Genomic DNA, 19211 nt, shown 5'->3' with positions numbered 1-19211 from the left:
CGGCGCGTAGCCGGCTCGTGCCGGCCTACGCGTAATCGAGTGCTCCGCGGGCGAGATCCGCGTCGCCGGCCTCGAGCGCGGCGCGCAGCATCGCGCCGGTGACCGGCTTGCGCAGGAAGCTGTCGAAACCGGCCGCCTGCGCCAGCAGCTCCACCTCCGCCTCCGCGCGGGCGGTGACGGCCACCAGTCGCGCGTCGAACCGCTGCCCGCGCAGTTGCCGCGCCAGCGCGAGACCGTCCATGCCGGGCAGGTCCAGGTCCAGCAGCGCGACGTCGAAACCACCCGACGCCACCTCGGCCAGTGCCGCCAGTCCGTGCCCCGCATGCACGACGGTGTGGCCCTGCGCGCGCAACAGGCCGGTGATCACCTCGGCCACCATCGCGTCATCCTCCACCAGCAGCACCTTGTGCGGCGCTACCGGGACCGGCCCGTCCGACACGGGGCGGGCGGGCGGTTCCACACGGGGCAGTGGCAGGCGCACCTCGAACCGCGTGCCATTGCCCGGGCTGCTGTCGACCGTGATCGCGCCGTCCATTGCCGCGGCCAGCTCCTGGCATATCGCCAGGCCCAGCCCACTGCCGCCATAACGCGCGGCCGTTCGCGCGCCGTCGGCCTGTTCGAAACGGCGGAACAGCCGCGCCTGCTGCTCGGTGTTGAGTCCGGGGCCGCTGTCGGCGACGCACAGGACCACGTCCGTGTCGCCAGCGCTGCCCACTTCCAGTGCCACCCAGCCCTCGCCGGTGAACTTGATCGCGTTGCCCAGCAGATTGAGCAGGATCTGCCGCACCCTGACCGGGTCGCCCAGGAGATTGCGCGGCGCGTCGTTGGCGATCTCGAGCCGGAACGCGAGGCCCCGCGCCCGCGCCAACGGTTCGATCATGGCCACGACCTCGTCGACCAGCGCGCGCAGGTCGAAGGGTTGCTCCGCCAGGGCGAGCTTGCCCGACTCGATACGGGCGAGGTCCAGTGCATCGTTGACCAGTCGCAGCAGGTGCTGCCCGGCGTCGCGGATGGACTGGGCGTAGTTGCGTTGCACCGGCGCCAGGGAGGTGTCCAGCAGCAGCTCGGTCATGCCCAGCACGCCGGTCATCGGGGTACGGACCTCGTGGCCGAGCGTGGCGAGGAAGCGGGTCTTGGCCAGCGACGCCTGGCGGGCGACCTCGTGCTCGTGCTCGGCGCGCTGCCACGCGTGGCGTTGGCGCAGGCGTGCGCGGTATCGGTCGGCGGCGGCCCACAACAGCAACAGCAGCAGCCCGAGGGCGCCGGCCGCAGCCCAGCCGGTGCGCCACCACGGCGGTTGCACGGTGAAGGCCAGCACTTGCTCGTCGGCCGCATTGCCGGCCGCATCGATCGCCCGCGCGCGGAGCACGTGCGCACCGGGTGGCAGCCCCGCAAGCACGCGTTCGCCGCTTGCACCGTGCGACACCCAGTCGTCGTCGTAACCATCGAGCCGCGTGTAGTAGCGGTTGGCCTGCGGGTCGTCGAACGAGAGCAGGCGCAGCTGTACGCGCAGCTCCCGGTCGGAGGGGCCGACCTGCAGGGAAGCGCGCGGGTCGAGCGCGACCCAGTCGCCCTGTCGCCGCACCTCCACCCGGTCGACGTGCAGGGGTGATTGCCGCGGCGGCGGATCCGGCACGCGCGTGTCGACCATCACCACGCCGCCGTCGGCCAGCGCCGCGGTCAGCACGCCGTCTTCCGACAGCACCAGGCTGCGGTCGACGAACTCCTGGCTCGACAGGCCATCGGGCAACCCGAACCGCCGCGCATGGTCGCTGCCCGGGTCCCAGCGGAATAGCCCGCGGCGGGTCGCCAGCCACACGCGCCCGTCGCGGTCGACCTGCAAGCCGGCGGCTTCGGCAGCGGGAATGCCCTGCGCGGTGCCGGCATGGGCGACGCGGTGCCAGGTGTCACCCGTCGCGCGGTACTGCTCCAGTCCGGACAGCCGCTGCAGCCACAGGCTTCCGTCAGGCGCGAAACCGAGCGCGAACACGCGGTCATCGACGGCGATGCCCGCGGGCGCCTCGAACCGGCCGCTGTCGCCATCCCACCGCCGCACGCCCTGCGCCGTGGCGATCCAGGCCCGGCCGCCGGGATCAAACACCAGCGCTTCCGTATCTCCCATGCCCAGCCCCTGCTCCGGACCCGGCACCACCGTCGCCAGCAGCGCGCCGGTGGCCGGGTTGCGCTGCTGCAGGCCGGCACCGGCGAACGACACCCAGACCGTGCCGTCGGGCGCCTGCGCGATCAGGTCGACCGGGCCGGCGAGGGCGTCATCGGGGCCGTCGCCGGCGGACCAGCTCGCCACGCGGCCACGATGGAGGTCGAGCCGGAAGAGGGTCCGGCGCTGGCCGAGCCACAATGCGCCATCCGCGGCTTCCAGCAGCGACATCGCCTGGGCGCCCCCCAGGCGCTCCAGCAATGCGTTGCCCGCCGGCGTCGCCGCGCCGTCGCGCCCGAGCCGCTCCAGCTCACCGCGCTCGCCGCCCAGCCACACACCGCCGTCGCGCGCCACCGCGACCGCGGGATAGAGCCCCGCCGCGAGTCCGTCGCCGGCCCCGCGGAACTGTGCGATCCGCCGCCAGTCCGGCTGCAGGTAACCGAGCCCGACACCGGGCACCGGGAACCACATCGCGCCGTCGGGCTGTCCGAGCATCTGGTACATCGGCAGCACCGGGCCCTTGGCGCCGACCGGCACCGGCACCGGCACTTCGCCACCGGCGGCCCGCCACAACTGGCGGTGGCTGGCCAGCCACAGCTCCCCACGTCGCCCCGCCAGCACCCCGAACACCGCATTGGGGTACGCGAACATCGGCGACCACGCCGGTTGCCGCCAGCGGTGGTCGCCGGTCAGCTCGAACACGCCGGTGCTCGCGCCCACCCACAGGCTGTCGCCGACCGGCGTGGCCGAAAACACCGTCGGCGCGGGTGACGCGCCGGGCAGTGGCACCCGTTCGAATCCGTGCCCGGTCCAGCGTGCAAGCCCCGCGGTCGTGCCAATCCAGAGGTCGCCGTGCGCATCGACGTTGAGCGACAGCACGATGTCGGACGGCAGGCTGCGCGGGTCGCCCTCGCGCGAGACGTGCCGCGTGATGCCGCCATCGGCGTCGAGCCGGTGCAGGCCGCCGCCGAACGTCCCGAACCACAGCGCGCCACCCTGGCTGGCGATCGCCCAGACCTCGTCGCTGCCCATCGCCGGGTGGTTCGCGCTGCGGTAGTGGCGGAACCCGTCGCCGGCGGCGGGATCGAGCACGCTCAGCCCGCGGCCTTCCGGCGCGACCCAGACGCGGCCGTCGGGCGCGACGTGGAGCACCGTGAGGTAATTGCCGGGCAGCGATTCCGGGTCGTCGGGCACGTGGCGCCAGACCCGCATGCCGATGCCGTCGTAACGTGCCAGCCCGTCGGTGGTGGCCAGCCACAGGTAGCCGCCGGGGTCGCGCGCGAGGCTGTTGATGTTGCTCGACGGCAGCCCGTCGGCAACGTCGACATGGCGCAAGGTAGGCATCTCCGGGACCGACGGCTGCACGCTCGAGGCAGCCGGAGGCGTGGCACCCGCAGCCGACGCCGCCGCCACGCCCAGAATCAGTCCTGCGGCCAGCGCCGCCTTACGGTTCGCAATGCGCATCGTCCCCTCCATGGTTACGCGCGGCGGCCAGGCCACCTCCCCTGGCGACAGCCTCGGCGATCGGGCGGCGCGCGGCAAGTCATCGCTGAAACGGTCCGTACCACCGCCCTGTGGGCGCGACCCGACAGCAGCGCCTAGAATCCGGGGCATGCCGTCTTCCGCCCTCCACGACCGTGCAACCGCGTGCCTGCGCCGCCTTGCGGTGGCGGTGCTCGCCTGCGTCGCGGGCTTCGGCGGAACCGCCCAGGCCGCCGAACCGGAAGCATGGAAGCTCGACCCGGTCCACACGCGGGTGGTGTTCGCGGTTTCGCATGCGGGCTTCTCCAGCGCCATCGGCACCGTCTCGGGCAGCGAGGGCGGCCTGCTCTACACGCCCGGGGAGTGGGACGGAGCCCGACTGGTGGTCGAAGTACCGATCACGCGGCTCGACCTCGGCGACGCCGACTGGAACCGGGCGGCGCTCGCGCCCAACCTGCTCGATGGCGACACCCACCCCACCGCGCGCTTCGTCTCCAACACCGTCACCGCGCTCGACCCGCACCGGGCGGAAGTGTGCGGGGACCTCACCCTGCGCGGTGTCACCCGCCCGCTGTGCATGCAGGTCACCGCCAACGCGGTCGAGCGCCACCCGATGCCGCCGTTCCGGCAGACCGCCGGTTTTTCCGCGACCGCCACGCTCAGTCGCAGCGCGCATGGCCTCGATGCGTGGCCGTCGATGATCGGCGACACGGTTGAGCTGCGCATCGAAGCCGAAGCCACCCGCGCCAGCCGCTCGTTCGCCGAACGCCTGTTCGGCGAAGCGCAGGCAGGACCGACCAACCACGACACCACCGCGCCAGGGGAACAACCATGAGCTGGAAGAATCCACCCGACCACTGGGGCGGCGTCAGCCAGTTGCTGCACTGGGTGATCGTCGTGCTGCTGGTGGTGCTGTCGGTGGTCGGCCTGTCGTTGGACAGCCTGCCGCGGTCGCCGAAGTACTTCTGGGTGTACGACATGCACAAGTCGACCGGGCTGACCGTGCTGGCGCTGGTGGTGCTGCGGCTGGGCTGGCGGTTCTACGCCGGCGCGCCGCGGCCGCTGCCGGGCACGCCGACGTGGCAGGCGCGGGTGGCGTCGGTGACCCACTGGCTGTTGTACGCGCTGATCCTGGCGATGCCGCTGTCGGGCTGGCTGTACGACTCCGCCAGCGGGCTGCGGCCGCTGCGCTGGTACGGCCTGGCCGAGGTGCCGAAACTCAGCCCGCCGGACGAGGCGCTCAGCGACTTCGGCCAGATCGCACATGAATGGCTGTTCTGGGTGTTGCTGCTGGTAGTCATCGGCCATGCCGCCGCGGCGTTCTACCACCATGTCTTCCAGCGCGACGACACCCTGCGGCGGATGCTGCCGCGGCGCCGTCGCCCCACCGATCCCGGAGTTTCCTGATGTCGCGTCCCGCCCTTGCCCGCCTTTCCGTGCCCGTGTCCGCCGCCGCCCTGCTGCTGGCCATCGCACCGGCATCGGCTGCCGATTACGTGCAGGCCCCCGGTTCCACGCTGGCGTTCGCGACGCAGTACGACGGTGAGGTGTTCAGCGGCCACTTCGGCCAGTTCACCACCACGCTCAGTTTTGATCCGGCCGATCCCGCGGCGGCCCGGCTCGACGTCGTGATCCCGCTTGCCAGCGCGACCACCGCCAACGCCGACCGCGACTCGACCCTGAAGGGACCGGATTTCTTTGCGGTGTCGAAGTTCCCGCAGGCGCGCTATACCGCCAGTGGATTCCGCGACCTGGGCGATGGCCGCTACGCCGCGGACGGCGAGTTGAGCCTGCGCGGCGTCGTCCATCCGGCCACGCTGACATTCACTTTCACCGATGGCGCGACCGCGGTGCTGGACGGGAAGGCGACGGTGCAGCGGCTCGACTTCAATGTCGGCGGTGGCGACTGGGCCGACCTGTCGCTGTTGCCCAACCCGGTTGCGATCAGCACGAAGGTGCGGTTGCAGCCGGTCGACTGATCCTCACCCCGTCGGAGGCCGCGGCAGGTCCAGTACGTCCGGCGCGTCCTCAAGGAAACGACGCACGCCCGCCACGTCGAACGGCCAGTCGAGCTCGCGACCGGCAGCCGGATCGCGCAACACCGGCACGCGCGCGCCGTAGCGCTCCTCCAGCGACGCGTCCCCTTCGATGAACACGCTTTGGAACTCCGGCGAGCGGGCAGCGGCGAGTACCTCCAGCGCGAGGTCGCACAGGTGGCAGTCATCACGCTGGAACAGGACCAGCACGGGTGCATCGGTGGCGGCGTCGGGCATGGAGAAACGGCTGGCAAAGCCTTAAGCGGCGAGCGCGGGGCCGTAGAATACCCGCCCATGGCCGCGTCCCCCGACCGGCCCCGTGGCCGACACCGTCGGCGGGAGCATCGGCGCAGTGGCTGTCAGCACGTTCGACCTGTTCAAGATCGGCATCGGGCCGAGTTCATCGCACACCGTGGGGCCCATGCGGGCGGCCGCGCGCTTCATCGAGCGCTGGCTGATCGAGGGCGGCGCGGGTGACGGCAGCGATCTCGCGCGGACCGCGCGGGTGCGCGCCGAGGTGTTCGGTTCGCTCGCCCTGACCGGCCGCGGCCACGGTACCGACAAGGCGGTGCTGATGGGGCTGGAGGGCCACTGGCCCAACCTGATCGACCCGGACGTGATCCCGTCGGCGCTTGAGCGCATCCGCGCGAGCAAGCGGATCCGGTTGTTCGGCCGCCACGAGATCGGCTTCGACGAGAAGCACGACCTCATCATGAACAAGCGCCAGAAGCTGCCGTTCCACACCAACGGCATGCGCTTCACCGCCTACGACACCCATGGCGAAGTGATTGCGACGCGCGACTACTACTCGGTCGGTGGCGGCTTCGTGGTCAACCAGGACGAGGCGGCCGAGGACCGCATCGTGGCCGACACGACCGACGTGCCCTACCCGTTCAACTCGGGCGACGAGCTGCTGGCGCAGGTGGCGGCCCACGGCATCACGATCGCCGAACTGATGTATGCCAATGAGCAGGTCTGGCGTACGCGCGCAGAGATCGACGCCGGGCTCGACGAGATCTGGGCGGCGATGCGCTCGTGCGTGGACCGCGGCATCCGTTCGTCCGGCACGCTGCCGGGCGGACTGCACGTCACCCGGCGCGCGCCACTGCTGCACGCCGAGCTGGTCGCGCGGCCGGAAGCCGCGACCGAGGACCCCTTGACGATGCTGGACTGGGTGAACCTGTTCGCATTGGCGGTCAACGAGGAGAACGCCGCAGGCGGCCGCGTGGTGACGGCGCCGACCAACGGCGCGGCCGGCATCATCCCCTCGGTGCTGCACTACTACGACCACTTCATCCCCGGCGCTAACCTGCAGGGCGTGCGCGACTTCCTGCTGACCGCGGCCGCGGTGGGCATCCTCTACAAGGAGAACGCCAGCATCTCGGGCGCGGAAGTCGGCTGCCAGGGCGAGGTCGGCGTGGCCTGCTCGATGGCCGCCGCGGGGTTGACCGCGGCGCTCGGCGGCAGCCCGAGCCGGATCGAGAACGCCGCCGAGATCGGCATGGAGCACAACCTCGGGCTGACCTGCGACCCGATCGGCGGCCTGGTGCAGATTCCCTGCATCGAGCGCAACGCGATGGGCTCGGTCAAGGCCATCAATGCCAGCCGCATGGCGATGCGCGGCGACGGCAAGCACAAGGTCTCGCTGGACAAGGTCATCAAGACGATGCGCGACACCGGCAACGACATGAAGGACAAGTACAAGGAAACCAGCCGCGGAGGCCTCGCGGTCAACGTCATCGAGTGCTGATCGCCCCGGACTGCGCGGCGATCCGCAGCGCATCGTCCAGCAGCGCCGCCGCGGTGACCCCTGCCCCCGCACCCGGGCCCTGGATCACCAGCGGCTGCGTGCCGTAACGGTCGGACCAGATCGCCAGCCGGTTGTCGGTACCGGTTCCGCCGCACAAAGGGTGGTCGTCGGCCAGCGACTCCAGCCCGACGCGCGCACGGCCGTCCTGAAGCCGGGCGATGAAACGCAGCTTCTCGCCACGGCGATACGCCTCGGCGAAGCGCTCGCGCAGCGGCCGGTCGAGCGCTTGGAGCCGGGTGTCGAGTTCGTCTGCCTCTACCTGTGCCAGGTCCGGCGGCACCAGCGATCCGACCTCGACCGCGTCGGCCTCCAGCTCCACACCGGCGGCGCGGGCCAGGATCAGCAACTTGCGTCGTACGTCCTCGCCCGACAGGTCCTCGCGGGGGTCGGGTTCGGTGTAGCCCGCGTCGCGGGCGTCACGCACGAAGCCCGAGAACGGCCGCTTGCCGTCGTAGTGGTTGAACAGCCACGCCAGCGATCCGGAGAGCACGCCGGCAACCGCGTGGATGCGGTCGCCACCGGCCCGCAGGTCGCGGATCGAACGCAGCAGGGGCAGCCCGGCGCCGACGGTGGCGCTGTCGCCGTAGTGGCTGCCGGCGGACTGGCTGGCGGCATTGATCGCGCGCCAGCGTTGCAGCGACGTGCCCTGCCCGAGCTTGCAGGCCGTCACCACGTGGATGCCACGCGACAACCAGCCTGCGTGCTGCGCGGCAACCGCGTCGCTGGCCGTGGCGTCGAGCACGATGCGCGGGACCTGGCCGCACAGCGCGTCGTCGATCCGGGCCAGCCCGGGCGGCTCACCACCGCGTACCGGCCTCGTCGCCAGGCCGGTCATCGTCCGTGGACACAGGCCGTCTGCCGAACGCGCCGCGAAGCGCGAGTTGCCCGCATAGCACAGCGACAGGACTGCACCATGCCCTTCGTCCTGCAGCGCGGCCAGCCGGTGGAGCACGGCGGTGCCGACCGTGCCGGTGCCAAGCAGTGCGAGTCGCACCTCCGGGAAGCGCCGGGTTGAACGCGGCGCGTGCACCGCTGCGATACGCGCGCTCACCGGCTGCTCCGTTTCGGCTGCCCCTGCAGCGCGACGACCCGGTCCAGCGCCGCGGCGATATCGGCCCGGAGGTCGTCGGCGTGCTCGATCCCGACCGAGAAACGCAGCAGTCCGTCGCCGATGCCGGCCGCCGCGCGCGCCTCTGGCGACATTGCCGCGTGGGTCATGGTGGTCGGATGCGCGACCAGGCTTTCCACCCCGCCGAGCGACTCGGCCAGGGTGAAGCAGCGCAGCCCGTCGAGGAAGGCCCGGACACCGGCCTCGCCGCCTTCGATTTCCACGCTGAGCATCGCGCCGAATCCGCTTTGCTGACGGGCGGCGATCAGATGACCCGGATGTGCGGCGCGGCCCGGCCAATGCAGTGCGCGCACGGCTGCGTGGCCGTCCAGCAACTCGACCAGCGCCGCGGTGTTTTCCTGGTGGACGCGCAGGCGGGCATCCAGAGTGCGCAGTCCGCGCAGCGTCATGAAGCTGTCGAACGGTGAGCCGGTGATGCCCAGGCAATTGGCCCACCACGACAGGCGCTCGTGCAGCGCCGCGCTGGCCGCCACCACCGCGCCGCCGACCACGTCGCTGTGGCCGTTGATGTACTTGGTGGTCGAGTGCACCACGACATCGGCGCCGAACGCGATCGGCTGCTGCAGCGCCGGCGACAGGAAGGTGTTGTCGACCACCGCCAGCGCGCCGGCGGCGTGCGCGGCCTCGATCACGAAACGCAGGTCGGTGATGCGCAGCAGTGGGTTGGACGGCGTCTCGATCCAAACCACGACCGGCCGTTCGGCCAGTGCCCCGGCCAGTGCACGCGGGTCGGTCAGGTCGACCGTGACCAGTTCGAACGCCGCCTTGTCGGCGAGTGCATTGAACAGCCGCCAGCTGCCGCCGTATCCGTCGTGCGGTACGACCAGGCGGTCGCCGGGTTTGAGCAGCGCGTGCAGCACCAGCGCGATCGACGCCATGCCGCTGGCGGTTACCACGCCACCCGCACCGCCCTCCAACTCTGCCAGTGCGTCACCCAGCAGGTCGCGCGTCGGGTTGCCGCTCCGGCTGTAGTCGTAGCTGCGCTTCTCGCCGAAGCCGGCGAAGCTGAAGTTGCTCGACAGCACCAGCGGCGGGGTCACCGCACCGAACGCGGTGTCATGGTCGATCCCGGCGCGCACCGCGGTGGTACACCCGCGGCCGGCGCCTGCGGGGACCTGGAGCTGGTCGACGCTCATGCCGCCACCTCCTGGCCGGCCAGCGCCTCGGAGAGGATAGCGGAAATCGCCGGCCCCTCCTTCAGGAAGGCATCGTGGCCATACAGCGACTGCAGGATATGCAGGCGGGTGTCGCCGCGCAGGCGCTCGGCCAGCTCGACCGCATCGGACACCGGGACAAGCCGGTCGTCGGCGACCGCCACCACCGTCACCGGGACCCGGATCGATTCGGGGTTGAGCGCCTGCAGGTCGATCGACTCCGACAGGCGCACGAACGCGGTCGGCGCGAAGCGGTTGGCGAACGTCGCGCCGCAATGGTCGAGGTAGTCCTCGGCCCCCACACGCACCCGGTCGCCGACCACCGTGGCGGCCTCGAAGCGCCGGTCGAATTCCGCCGACGTGCGGTAGCTGAGGATTGCCAGCTGGCGCGCAAGCGCGAGGCCATGGCTGTCGTCGCACTGCAATGCGCCCAGCGCGACCGCGCGTCGCTGCAGCGCGCGCCACGCACTCGCGTGCGGGTGGGAGCGGTGGCAGCCGCTGATGGCGACCAGCCGGGACAGCCGGCTGGAATGGGCGGCGGCGAACTGCAATCCCACCATTGCGCCGTAGGAGCAACCGATGAACGCCTGCAGGCGCTCGACCCGCAGTGCGTCCAGCAGGGCCGCGATGGCGTCGGCCTGGTCGGCCGGGTCCAGCGGCACGTCCAGGCATCCGTCCGCACCCAGCCAGTCGAACGCGAGCACGCTGTGCCGGCGCGGGTCCAGCGCCTTGCCGTCGCCGCATTGCGCGTCCCACCAGCCGCGGCCGGGCAGCGCGGCGCTGGCGGCGACGTGGCGGTCGGCCGAAATGCCGCCAGCAACGAAAACCGTCGGCAGCGTCACATCGCCGAACCGCTCGTAGCGGAGCGTCAGCGCACGGCGACCGGCATGGCGTAGATCGAGGACGACATCGACTTCACCGCGGGCGACCAGGGGGGTGCCGACGCGGGTCGCGCACGCGGCGTCCAGCGCGTCACCGACCACCCGGGCGGCAGCCGGGCCGGTGCGGGGCCGGGACGGAACGGAAAGGATCTGCAGGCTCATGGTGGCTTCCTTTGAGGGACGGAGCCATCGAGCTGACGGGCACACGCGCTCCCCGCAGGGACCGCGCGCAACCATCTTCCGGAGACCGGCCAGCCGGCGTCCGCAGGAATTGGCACCTTCGCGACGCTTGCGCGCCGCTGGGTTGCCCCGGCTTCAAAGGGCCTGTCCCTCAGCCGGTCTCGATGGATGTGCGGCGGATTCTGCTCCCGGCTCCGGACCATGTCAATCGCTTCATGCGTATGAAGCGATCTATCAAATCGGTTGCATGTCGCCATTTCCGGCCCGTTCAAATCCGCGGGCAGCACTTACACTTCGCGCCCATGAACCTGCGTCTTCCCCTGCTCGCGCCTGTCCTGCTGCTCGCGGCCTGCGCCACGCCGCTCCATTCCCCCGCTCCCGGCGGCGCTCCTGTGGTGGATCCGGCTTCCACATCCGCCATCGGTCCCGCGCCGGTGACGCTCACCGAGCGTTACCTCGCACACGCCGCGCCGGGCGACGAGCTCGACTCGCTCGCGACCTGGCCAACCCCGGACGGCGGCACCTGGCTGATCGCCACTGCCAAATCGAGTGATCGCCTGCTCGTGTTCGACGCCGACAGCGGCGAGCAGCTGCGCGCCGTGGGCGGGCCGGGTACCGGGGAGGGCCGGTTCGACCGCCCCAACGGCGTGGCGGTGCATGGCGACCACCTGTTCGTGGCCGAGCGCGACAACCGGCGCGTGCAGGTGCTTGCGTTGCCCGGGTTCGAGCCGACCGGCAGCTTCGGCCACGCCGAGCTGCGCAGTCCGTACGGCTTGTGGATCAACGAGATCGCGCCGGGTGAGCTGGAGGTCTACGTCACCGACAACTTCATGTATGGCGAGCGCTACGACGTGGTCCCGCCGGCGGCCGAGCTCGACCAGCGCGTGCGTCGCTACCGGGTGCGCCACGACGCCGACGGCCGGCTGCATAGCCGCTACGCGGGTTCGTTCGGCGACACCGGCGCCGACGCGCTGCACGTGGTCGAGTCGATCGCCGGCGACCCGTCGCGCCAGCGGCTGCTGATCGCCGACGAGCGCTTCCTGACCGCCGACGGCGGCATCGCTTCGACCCTGCGCGAGTACCGCTTCGACGGCCGCGCGACCGGGAAGAGCCTGCCGCACGACATGTTCGCCGCCGAGGCCGAGGGTGTCGCGCTATGGGCCTGCAGCGCCGAGACGGGCTACTGGCTGGCGGTCGACCAGCTGGAGCCGCGCACCGTGTTCCACCTGTTCGAGCGCGACAGCCTGCGCCCGGCCGGCAGCTTCCGCGGCGAGACCACCGCCTTCACCGACGGCGTGGTGGTGCATGCCGCGAGCACCCCGACGTTTCCCCATGGGGCGTTGTTCGCGGTGCATGCCGACTCCGCGGTCGCGGCGTTCGACCTGCAGCTGATCGCGCGCGGGCTGGGGCTGGCAGCGGAGTGCGGCGGTTGACGTGGACGCCTCGTCGGTCAGCAGCCGTACCTGGACGCGGATCCTCCAACGGCTGATCGCAACGACGGCCGTAGCCATCGCCCTGCTGGTGCCCGCGCACGCGGGCCAGGTCTACCGGTGGACGGATGCCGACGGCGTCACCCACTACGGCGACCGGCGCCCCGCACCCGACACGCGGGTCACCACCATCCCGGTCCCGGTCGAGCCCGCGCCGATCGCCCGGCTGCGGATCGAGCCGGTCGACGGGGGCTGGCACGCCTGGGCCGACAACAGCCTGGCCGGGCCGATCGAGGTGATGCTGCATTACAGCCGCCGCGAGAACGTCGACAGCCGCCCGGCCTTGCCGGCCCGCGCCACCGTCGCCGCCGGCGCCAGCACGCTGGTCGCCGAGCTGTACACACCCGACCGCACCCGCGCCACCGGTTTCGAGCTGCGGATGGACAGCCTGCCCGGCCACCCCAGCGCGGCCCCGCGCGACGTGGTCTACCGGCTGCCGCTGCAGGCGCGCACCGCGCGCGTCGACCAGGGGCACGGCGGCAGCTTCAGCCACGGCGACCCGGAAAATCGCTACGCGATCGACTTCGCGACCCCGGTGGGCACGCCGGTACTGGCCGCCCGTGCGGGCGTGGTGATGCAAACCGAGGGCGGTTTCGGCCAGACCGGGCTGGACCGCGACCGCTACGCCGGGCGTGCCAACTTCGTCCGCGTCCTGCACGACGACGGATCGATGGCGCTGTACGCCCACCTCGCGTCCGGCGGCGTGCTGGTGCGCAGCGGCCAGTACGTGCGCGCCGGGCAGCAGGTCGGCGTATCCGGCAACACCGGCTTCAGCACCGGGCCGCACCTGCACTTCGTGGTGCAGGTGAACCGCGGCATGCGGCTGGTGTCGCTGCCCTTCCGGATGGCGGGGCCGGACGGATTGCTGGATCTTGGTGCGGACGCGCCGTCCGCCGCCCGAAACGCCCCGGGAAGCTCCTTGTAGGAGCGGCTTCAGCCGCGATCGTGGAGTGACACGGGCGCACGATCATCCGATCGCGGCTGAAGCCGCTCCAACAGACCCGGGTCCGTGGGCAGACTCCTCCGCCTGGCGGGTAACGCCTACCAGCTACGCCGCCTCGGACAGCTGCGCGCCCAGCAGCCGCCACTTCGGCAGCTTGTCGATCTGGCCGACCGATCGCAGGTAGGCCTCGTCGACCGGGGTATCGGCGACCAGCGCCGCGGCCACATGCACCGCACCGGCGACCCAGAAGCCGGACATCCGCATGCGGCCCGGCTGGTGGTGGTTGGCGACCGCCTCGACGATCGGCATCGGCAGGCCCCACAGGCCGAGGAGGTAGGCACCGGCCTCGGCGAAATGCGGGCCCTCGGGGTTCTGCTCGGTGCCGTCGGGCAGCGTGCTGCGCATCCCCGGCAGCAGCCGGCCGACTTCGGCCAGTAGGCCGGCGGTCGCGGCCAGTTCGGCGCTGGAACCGCCGAGGATCTGCGCGGCCAGCCGCGAGGTGCGCAGCGCGCGCGCCTGCATCGCTTCGCGGTCGATCCCGTCGACCTCGGCCGGGGTCCCGAAGGCCTCGGTCGCGAGTACCAGCTGCTGGGTGTTCTGCAGGCCCAAACGCGTCACCGCGGCGCGGATGTCGGTGACCACGCGCCCGGCCGAGAAATACGCCGAGTTGCACAGCCGTAGCATCTTGGCGGCCAGCACCGGGTCCTGCGACAGCAGTTCGGCGACTTCGGCGCTGCTGGTCTCGGGGTCGCGCAAGAGCTGGGTCAGGTCGAGGTAGAGCTTGGGCGGCGGCGGCAGCGATTCGATCCGGCCCACCGCCTCCTTCAGCACCGGGTTGTCCAGCAGTTCGCGCAGTTCGACTACGCTTTCGACTGCCTCGATCAGCTCGCCCGCGTCCAGCGGCTGCCGCAGCAGGCGATGCGCGCTGGCCATCGAACGCAGGGCGTCGGCGTCCTGGCCGTCGTCGAGCAGCAGGATCCGCACTGCTTCCGGGTGGCGCTCGCGCAGGGCGGCCAGTACCTCGGTGCCACGACGGTCGCCCGCCTGCATCTCGCAAACGACGACGTCGATGGCCTCCACGGCCGTTGCGCCGTTGTCGAGCAGCGTGGCGGCGTCCTCGAGCCAGCGGGCGTTCCAGTCCAGTCCGAAATCCGACAGCGCCTGATCCAGCTCGCTGGCCCGACCGCGCTCTTTCCCCACGATGACAATCTGCACCTTGATTCCTCTCGCGCTGCGGTGTCCCGCCTCCGCTAGCGGTATCGGCCATTGCCGCGTCGACTGAATGGCCGCATGTGTGACTGCGTGGGCAGTTTCGGCCAACCGCTATAATCCGCGCCCTCCCCTTGCCTCCCGGTGCGCCCGCGCGCGCCGCGCCCATGTCCGACGTTTCCCAAGAAGCCCTGCGCCGCCGCACCTTCGCCATCATTTCCCACCCCGACGCGGGCAAGACCACGCTGACGGAGAAGCTGCTGCTGTTCGGCGGCGCGATCCAGATGGCCGGCTCGGTGAAGTCGCGCAAGACCACCCGCAGCGCCACCTCGGACTGGATGGCGCTGGAGAAGGAGCGCGGCATCTCGGTGACCTCGTCGGTGATGCAGTTCCCGTACGACGACCACATCGTCAACCTCCTCGACACCCCCGGCCACGCCGACTTCGGCGAGGACACCTACCGCGTGCTGACCGCGGTCGACTCGGCGCTGATGGTGATCGACGTGGCCAAGGGCGTGGAGGAGCGCACCATCAAGCTGATGGAGGTCTGCCGGCTGCGCGACACGCCGATCATGACCTTCATCAACAAGCTCGACCGCGAGGGCAAGGACCCGATCGACCTGCTCGACGAGGTCGAGTCGGTACTGGGCATCCAGTGCGCGCCGGTCACCTGGCCGATCGGCATGGGCAAGCGGCTGAAGGGCGTGGTCCACCTGGTCAGCGGCGAGGTGCACCTGTACGAGCAGGGGCGCAACTTCACCCGCCAGGACTCGACCATCTTCCCCTCGATCGACGACCCGGCGCTGGAAGCGGCGATCGGCGCGCCGGCCCTGGCCGAGCTGCGCGACGAACTGGAGCTGGTGCAGGGCGCCAGCCACCCGTTCGACCTGGAACGCTACCTCGCCGGCGAGCAGACCCCGGTGTTTTTCGGCTCGGCGGTCAACAACTTCGGCGTGCAGCTGCTGCTGGACTTCTTCGTCCGCCACGCGCCGTCGCCGCGCCCACGCGCCACCACCGGCCGTGAAGTGGCGCCGACCGAGGACAAGCTGACCGGCTTCGTGTTCAAGATCCAGGCCAACATGGACCCGCAGCATCGTGACCGGGTCGCGTTCATGCGGATCTGCTCGGGCAAGTTCACCGCCGGCATGAAGGCCTTCCACGTGCGCAGCGGCAAGGACCTCAAGCTCGCCAACGCGCTGACCTTCATGGCCAGCGACCGCGAAATCGCCGAGAGCGCGTACTCCGGCGACGTGATCGGCATCCACAACCACGGCACGATCTCCATCGGCGACACGTTCACCGAGGGCGAGAAGCTGTCGTTCACCGGCATCCCCAACTTCGCGCCGGAGCTGTTCCGCCGTGCGCGCCTGCGCGACCCGCTCAAGCTCAAGCAGTTGCAGAAGGGCCTGGCCCAGCTCAGCGAGGAAGGCGCGACCCAGTTCTTCCGGCCGCTGATGAGCAATGACCTGATCCTCGGCGCCGTCGGCGTGCTGCAGTTCGACGTGGTCGCCTACCGGCTCAAGGACGAGTACGGCGTCGACGCGATCTTCGAGCCGGTGACAATTGCAACGGCGCGCTGGGTGCGCTGCGGCAACGAGAAGAAGCTGGAGGAATTCCGCGACAAGAACGCGATGAACCTCGCCGTCGACGCCGCTGGCCAGCTGGTCTACCTGGCGCCGACGCGGGTCAACCTGCAGCTGGCGCAGGAGCGCGCGCCCGAGGTCGAATTCCTGGCCACGCGCGAGCATGCCCACGCGGTGGCGGCCGACTGAACCGGCGGCCACGCGCTCACGCGGCGCTGGCATGGCGGGCGCTAGGTTCGGGCCGGTCTCCCACCATGAGAGGTCCGGCGATGAGGCATCGCTGCGTTCCGCTGCTGGTTGCCACCTTGGGTGCCGCCACTGTGCTGGCGGCCTGTGACGGGCCGGACGCCCCGCCTCCGGCCGCCCCACCCGTGGCGGCCGGGACGGCAACACCCGAGGCTCCCTCGCCCCTGCCGGTCGATGTGGCCAGCGGCGACCCGGACCACGCGACGTACCGCTGCGACGAGGGCAGCCTGGTCGAAGCGCGCTTCGGCCATTACGACGCCACCGTCCGGCTCCCCGACGGAACAACGCGGACCCTGCCACGCGCCGAATCGGCCTCGGCCGGCGGAAGCGATGTGTACGTAGGCGGCGACGCCTTCATCGAGCGCGATGGTGACCGCCTGCAACTGTCGCGTGGCGGCGGCGACCCCGTCACGTGCCTCCGGGACGGCGGGACGGACTGAATGCAGGACAACGCATTCACCCGCGCTTGATCGGCGGCTGTCGAAGGTGGATGCCCAACCCGACCCAGTCATCACGGAGCGGCGCCATGGCCATCACTCGCCCGACCCTGTTGTTCGTGTCCTACCTTGCGGTCTTCGCACTGGTCGGCTGCAACGCCCAACCCGATGCCGACCTTGAGGCCCCGGTGGTGACCGAGCCCGGTGCCGCCCCGGTCGAGCCCACCGTGCCGGACGACGAAGCCGTGACCATGCGCTACAGCTGCGATGGCGGCTGGAACGTGGCGGTCAAGGGCGATGTGGTGGAGGTCACCGCCGACGACGGGCGCGTGATCCAACTGCAGCGCATCGACGACCGCAGCCCGCCGCTGTTCGCTGGCGAGGCGCTCGAGTTCGCGGTGGAGGACGGCGGCGCAGTACTTGGCCAGGATGAAGGCGGCCCCATCGCATGTCGGGCCGACTGACCGCTCCGGCCAATGGCCACCCCGACACCAAGCGGCTCACCCGACCCCCAGCACACGGAGACGGACGGGACTCCGCCCGCCTCCGCTGGCGCGCGCGCCAGGCAGCAGGTGGTCCGCCACCCGTGGTTGACGGCGCTTGCAGTGCTGGCGCTGGCCATCATCGTGCTGCTCGTGCTTTGGGACTGGAACTGGTTCAAGGGTCCGATCGAACGCCAGGTGGAGGCGCGCACCGGGCGTGACTTCGAGATCGGGGGCAACCTCGACGTCGACCTGGGTTGGGTGCCCGTGATCACCGCGGAGGATCTCTCGTTCGGCAATGCGGACTGGGCCAGCACGCCGCTCATGGCGACCACCCGGAAACTCGAGCTGGCTATTGCGATCAAGCCGCTGCTGCGCGGCCGGGTACTGATCCCCGACATCCGGCTGGCCGCGCCGCGGCTCAACCTCGAGCGGGGCGTGAAGGGCGGTAACTGGAAATTCGGCGAGCCTGGCGATGGCGAGGTCGAGTTCCGCCGCATCCGGGTCGACGAAGGCGAGCTGGCGTTCCTCGATGCCGCCAACGACACCGACATCAAGGTGGACATCGCCACCGCGAAACCAGGCAAAGGCGACGCGGCACCGCCGATCCTGGTCGAGGGAGGCGGGCGCTGGCAGGGCAACGCGTTCACCCTGGAGGGCACGGCCGAGTCGCCGCTGGAGTTGCGCGACCCCGACAGCCCATACCGCATCGATGCCCGCGCCCGGGCGGGCGACACCCACGCGCATGCCCGCGGCACCCTGCTGGACCCGCTGCGCCTGCGCGACTTCGACCTGCAGCTCGCGCTGGGCGGCAACAACCTCGCCGACCTCTACCCCTTGCTCGGTATCGCGCTGCCTGACACGCCGCCGTACAACCTCGATGGCCATTTCGCCCGCGACGGCAGCACGTGGTTCTACAACGGGTTCGACGGCACCGTCGGCGACAGCGACCTTGCCGGCGATGCCAACGTCGACACCGGCGGCCCACGCCCCTACCTGCGCGCGGACCTCCACTCCCGCCGGCTCGACTTCGACGACCTGGCCGGTTTCGTCGGCGGCGCCCCCGACACCGGCGGGGGCGAGTCGTCCAACCCCGAACTCGCCGCCCGGGCAAGCCAGCAACAGTCGAGCGGACGCGTGCTGCCCGACACCCCGTACGAACTGGACAAGCTGCAGGCGATGGATGCCGACGTGCGGCTGCGGGCGGCGCGCATCAACGCCCCATCGTTGCCACTGGACGACATGGACGCGCACCTGCTTTTGGAGAACGGCTTGCTCCGGTTGGACCCGCTCAACTTCGGCGTTGCCGGCGGCGACATCCGTTCGACCATCCGCATGGACGCGCGTGAATCCCCGATCCGCACCCGCGCCGACGTCAACGCCAGCGGGCTGGACCTGTCCAGCCTGCTGCCGGAGGTCGAACTGGCGAAGAACGCGATAGGCAAGGTCGGGGGCCACGTGCAGCTGGCCGGCAGCGGCAACTCGGTGGCCGCCATGCTTGGAAGCAGCGACGGCGAAGTGGCGGTCGGCATGGGCCGCGGGCGCATCAGCAACCTGCTGATGGAGATGGCCGGCATCGACCTGGCCGAGATCATCAAGTTCAAGCTCACCGACGACCGGTTGATCCCGGTGCGCTGCGCGTTCGGTGATTTCAGCGTCGCCGGCGGGGTCATGACCGCCCGCTCGCTGGCGTTCGACACCACCGACACCCTCCTGGTCGGCGAAGGCACGATCAATCTCAAGGACGAGCGGCTGGACCTGGTGATCAAGCCGCGCCCGAAGGACCGCAGCCTCTTCGCGTTCCGCTCACCGCTGCTGGTGGATGGGAGCTTTGCCAACCCGGACCTGCGTCCGGACATGGGGCGCATCGGCCTGCGTGCCGCAATTGCACTCACGCTCGGCAACATCGCCCCGCCGGCCGCGCTGCTGGCAACGCTCGAGCTCGGCCCCGGAGAGGATGCGTCCTGCGGCGGGCGCTACGCCAAGTGACC

General features: G+C 70.9%; 16 protein-coding genes and 1 riboswitch. Of the genes, 10 read left to right on the top strand and 6 right to left on the bottom strand.

The window, feature by feature from the left end; all coding sequences use genetic code 11:
- Positions 1-25 precede the first annotated feature (25 nt).
- On the bottom strand, positions 26-3622 hold the full coding sequence (locus KOD61_RS03810; RefSeq protein WP_215219730.1) for a sensor histidine kinase: 3597 nt from the start codon (positions 3620-3622) through the stop codon (positions 26-28).
- A 187-nt stretch (positions 3623-3809) separates the two neighbouring features.
- Here KOD61_RS03810 and KOD61_RS03805 point away from each other — a divergent pair, with 187 nt between their 5' ends.
- The 3 genes from KOD61_RS03805 to KOD61_RS03795 are packed head-to-tail and all read left to right on the top strand — an operon-like array spanning position 3810 to position 5619.
- Positions 3810-4475, top strand: coding sequence for a YceI family protein (locus tag KOD61_RS03805; RefSeq protein ID WP_407074581.1), 666 nt, complete (start codon positions 3810-3812; stop codon positions 4473-4475).
- Entirely contained in the window at positions 4472-5047 is a 576-nt protein-coding gene (locus tag KOD61_RS03800; protein ID WP_215219728.1) for a cytochrome b, read from the top strand. The genes KOD61_RS03805 and KOD61_RS03800 overlap by 4 nt, the downstream gene beginning before the upstream one ends.
- Positions 5047-5619 carry a YceI family protein gene (locus KOD61_RS03795; protein WP_215219727.1) on the top strand — a complete coding sequence of 191 codons (573 nt, stop codon included), beginning with the start codon at positions 5047-5049 and terminating at the stop codon, positions 5617-5619. Before KOD61_RS03800 ends, KOD61_RS03795 begins: the two co-directional genes overlap by 1 nt.
- 3 nt (positions 5620-5622) lie before the next feature.
- On the opposite strand, the gene KOD61_RS03790 is transcribed toward KOD61_RS03795, so the two are convergent.
- Positions 5623-5913, bottom strand: coding sequence for a glutaredoxin family protein (locus tag KOD61_RS03790; RefSeq protein ID WP_215219726.1), 291 nt, complete (start codon positions 5911-5913; stop codon positions 5623-5625).
- A gap of 115 nt (positions 5914-6028) precedes the next feature.
- Between KOD61_RS03790 and KOD61_RS03785 the strand changes: the two genes are divergently transcribed.
- Positions 6029-7426, top strand: coding sequence for an L-serine ammonia-lyase (locus tag KOD61_RS03785; RefSeq protein ID WP_215220275.1), 1398 nt, complete (start codon positions 6029-6031; stop codon positions 7424-7426).
- Here the strand turns inward: KOD61_RS03785 and KOD61_RS03780 are convergent.
- The 3 genes from KOD61_RS03780 to metX are packed head-to-tail and all read right to left on the bottom strand — an operon-like array spanning position 7413 to position 10812.
- A complete protein-coding gene (locus KOD61_RS03780) occupies positions 7413-8537 on the bottom strand; it encodes a homoserine dehydrogenase family protein (RefSeq protein ID WP_215219725.1) in 1125 nt (374 codons plus the stop codon). The genes KOD61_RS03785 and KOD61_RS03780 overlap by 14 nt on opposite strands.
- Entirely contained in the window at positions 8534-9751 is a 1218-nt protein-coding gene (gene metB, locus KOD61_RS03775) for a cystathionine gamma-synthase (protein ID WP_215219724.1), read from the bottom strand. Before metB ends, KOD61_RS03780 begins: the two co-directional genes overlap by 4 nt.
- A complete protein-coding gene (gene metX, locus KOD61_RS03770; RefSeq protein WP_215219723.1) occupies positions 9748-10812 on the bottom strand; it encodes a homoserine O-succinyltransferase MetX in 1065 nt (354 codons plus the stop codon). The genes metB and metX overlap by 4 nt, the downstream gene beginning before the upstream one ends.
- 68 nt (positions 10813-10880) lie before the next feature.
- Positions 10881-11001: riboswitch (SAM riboswitch) on the bottom strand.
- Between the two features lie 131 nt (positions 11002-11132).
- Here metX and KOD61_RS03765 point away from each other — a divergent pair.
- Together KOD61_RS03765 and KOD61_RS03760 are read left to right on the top strand one after the other, a co-directional pair.
- On the top strand, positions 11133-12263 hold the full coding sequence (locus KOD61_RS03765) for an NHL repeat-containing protein (protein ID WP_215219722.1): 1131 nt from the start codon (positions 11133-11135) through the stop codon (positions 12261-12263).
- A gap of 1 nt (position 12264) precedes the next feature.
- Positions 12265-13245, top strand: a complete 981-nt coding sequence (locus KOD61_RS03760) for a peptidoglycan DD-metalloendopeptidase family protein (protein WP_251370649.1) — start codon at positions 12265-12267, stop codon at positions 13243-13245.
- A 123-nt stretch (positions 13246-13368) separates the two neighbouring features.
- On the opposite strand, the gene KOD61_RS03755 is transcribed toward KOD61_RS03760, so the two are convergent.
- Positions 13369-14478 carry an HDOD domain-containing protein gene (locus KOD61_RS03755; RefSeq protein WP_215219721.1) on the bottom strand — a complete coding sequence of 370 codons (1110 nt, stop codon included), beginning with the start codon at positions 14476-14478 and terminating at the stop codon, positions 13369-13371.
- 161 nt (positions 14479-14639) lie between these two features.
- Between KOD61_RS03755 and KOD61_RS03750 the strand changes: the two genes are divergently transcribed.
- The 4 genes from KOD61_RS03750 to KOD61_RS03735 all read left to right on the top strand — a co-directional run bounded on the left by KOD61_RS03750 (position 14640) and on the right by KOD61_RS03735 (position 19209).
- Positions 14640-16244: a peptide chain release factor 3 gene (locus tag KOD61_RS03750; protein WP_215219720.1), complete on the top strand. Its 1605-nt coding sequence runs from the start codon at positions 14640-14642 to the stop codon at positions 16242-16244.
- A gap of 80 nt (positions 16245-16324) precedes the next feature.
- Positions 16325-16741: an MliC family protein gene (locus tag KOD61_RS03745; protein ID WP_215219719.1), complete on the top strand. Its 417-nt coding sequence runs from the start codon at positions 16325-16327 to the stop codon at positions 16739-16741.
- 86 nt (positions 16742-16827) lie between these two features.
- Positions 16828-17202 (top strand): hypothetical protein, encoded by a 375-nt coding sequence (locus KOD61_RS03740; RefSeq protein WP_215219718.1) that lies wholly within the window; start codon positions 16828-16830, stop codon positions 17200-17202.
- A 12-nt stretch (positions 17203-17214) separates the two neighbouring features.
- Positions 17215-19209, top strand: coding sequence for an AsmA family protein (locus KOD61_RS03735; protein WP_215219717.1), 1995 nt, complete (start codon positions 17215-17217; stop codon positions 19207-19209).
- Positions 19210-19211: the final 2 nt, after the last annotated feature.

Source organism: Lysobacter luteus, assembly GCF_907164845.1.
Classification (GTDB): domain Bacteria; phylum Pseudomonadota; class Gammaproteobacteria; order Xanthomonadales; family Xanthomonadaceae; genus Novilysobacter; species Novilysobacter luteus.
Note: the sequence above shows the minus strand (reverse complement) of the source record. Positions and strands in the feature narration are given on the sequence as shown.

What these genes read in the sequence shown, in the direction of transcription:
- KOD61_RS03810 (WP_215219730.1), bottom strand. Translation starts at nt 3,622, where the DNA reads ATGCGCATTGCGAACCGTAAGGCGGCGCTGGCCGCAGGACTGATTCTG.
- KOD61_RS03800 (WP_215219728.1), top strand. Translation starts at nt 4,472, where the DNA reads ATGAGCTGGAAGAATCCACCCGACCACTGGGGCGGCGTCAGCCAGTTG.
- KOD61_RS03795 (WP_215219727.1), top strand. Translation starts at nt 5,047, where the DNA reads ATGTCGCGTCCCGCCCTTGCCCGCCTTTCCGTGCCCGTGTCCGCCGCC.
- KOD61_RS03790 (WP_215219726.1), bottom strand. Translation starts at nt 5,913, where the DNA reads ATGCCCGACGCCGCCACCGATGCACCCGTGCTGGTCCTGTTCCAGCGT.
- metB (WP_215219724.1), bottom strand. Translation starts at nt 9,751, where the DNA reads ATGAGCGTCGACCAGCTCCAGGTCCCCGCAGGCGCCGGCCGCGGGTGT.
- metX (WP_215219723.1), bottom strand. Translation starts at nt 10,812, where the DNA reads ATGAGCCTGCAGATCCTTTCCGTTCCGTCCCGGCCCCGCACCGGCCCG.
- KOD61_RS03765 (WP_215219722.1), top strand. Translation starts at nt 11,133, where the DNA reads ATGAACCTGCGTCTTCCCCTGCTCGCGCCTGTCCTGCTGCTCGCGGCC.
- KOD61_RS03750 (WP_215219720.1), top strand. Translation starts at nt 14,640, where the DNA reads ATGTCCGACGTTTCCCAAGAAGCCCTGCGCCGCCGCACCTTCGCCATC.
- KOD61_RS03745 (WP_215219719.1), top strand. Translation starts at nt 16,325, where the DNA reads ATGAGGCATCGCTGCGTTCCGCTGCTGGTTGCCACCTTGGGTGCCGCC.
- KOD61_RS03740 (WP_215219718.1), top strand. Translation starts at nt 16,828, where the DNA reads ATGGCCATCACTCGCCCGACCCTGTTGTTCGTGTCCTACCTTGCGGTC.
- KOD61_RS03735 (WP_215219717.1), top strand. Translation starts at nt 17,215, where the DNA reads ATGGCCACCCCGACACCAAGCGGCTCACCCGACCCCCAGCACACGGAG.